Here is a 1183-nt window from a genome sequence, read left to right on the forward strand (position 1 = left end):
GTCGCTGGCCGACCGCATCCTCGTGCTCAAGCGCGGCGCGGTGGTGCGGGAATTTTCGAACGAGCCGGTCAGCAAGGACCGCCTGCTGGAAGCGGCGTGACGGAGAAGCACCATGGCGAGCAGTGAGACGGCTTTGGCGGCGGGTCGGCGGCCGCGTGGCGTTGCGCCCTTCCTGCGCTCGCAGATGCGCAACATCGCGCCGTTCCTGACACTGATCTTCCTGTCCGCCTTCTTCGCTCTTGCCAGCCCCTCCTTCGCCACGCTGGACAATCTCGGCAACATCCTGACCCAGGTGTCGGTCACCGGCATCATCGCCGTCGGCCTCACCTTCGTGATCCTCTGCGCGGAGATCGACCTCTCGATCGCCAGCATCGCCAACGTCACCGGCATCGCGGTCGCCTACTTCACCCTGCAAGAGTCCTACGTCAACATCGCCAATGTGCCCCTGCCCGGCGCTGTCGCGATCGTGCTGGCCATCCTGCTTTGCGCCCTGCTCGGCCTCGTCAACGCGCTGGGGCTGACCGTGATCGGCATCCCCTCCTTCATCATGACCTTGGCGATGATGCAGATTGCGGCCGGCATCTCGGCGCTGCTGGTGCGCGGCCAGATCGCCTACAAGGTGCCGAGCCTGATCACGACGCTCGGCTCGGGATCGATCGGCGGCATCCCATGGATCGTCATCGTCGCAGCCGTCATGCTGCTCGGCGGCCATCTGGTGCTGACCTACACCCGCTTCGGCCGCTACGTCTACATGGTTGGCGGCAATCGCGAGGCGGCCGAATATTCGGGCCTCAACGTCAAGCTCATCCTCGGCGCCGTCATGGTGATCTCGGCGGTCTGCTCCGGCATCGGCGGCATGCTGGGGGTCGCCCATTTCGGCAGCGCGCAGCAGAACGAGTTCGACACCTATCTGCTCGATTCCATCGCCGCGGTCGTGGTCGGCGGCACCAGCCTGTTCGGCGGCCGCGGTGGCATCGGCAACACCATCGTCGGGCTTTTCGTTCTCGGTGTCCTGAATAACGGCCTCGACCACGTCAACATCGACAGTTTCCTGAAGATCCTGATCCGCGGCCTGATCCTGCTGGCGGCGCTCGTCATCAACGTCTACGCGCAGCGACTGAGGGAGAAGGCGGCGGAGTAGATTAGGCGTCCGTCATGGCCGGGCTTGTCCCGGCCATGACGA

Annotated in this window: 1 protein-coding gene; it reads left to right on the forward strand. The window is 65.0% G+C overall.

From position 1 onward, the window contains the following. Positions 1-112: 112 nt before the first annotated feature. Positions 113-1141, forward strand: a complete 1029-nt coding sequence (locus tag ACXJL8_RS41600) for an ABC transporter permease (protein WP_456620122.1) — start codon at positions 113-115, stop codon at positions 1139-1141. The last annotated feature ends 42 nt before the right edge of the window (positions 1142-1183 follow it).

This window comes from Bradyrhizobium sp. P5_C11_2 (assembly GCF_054049755.1).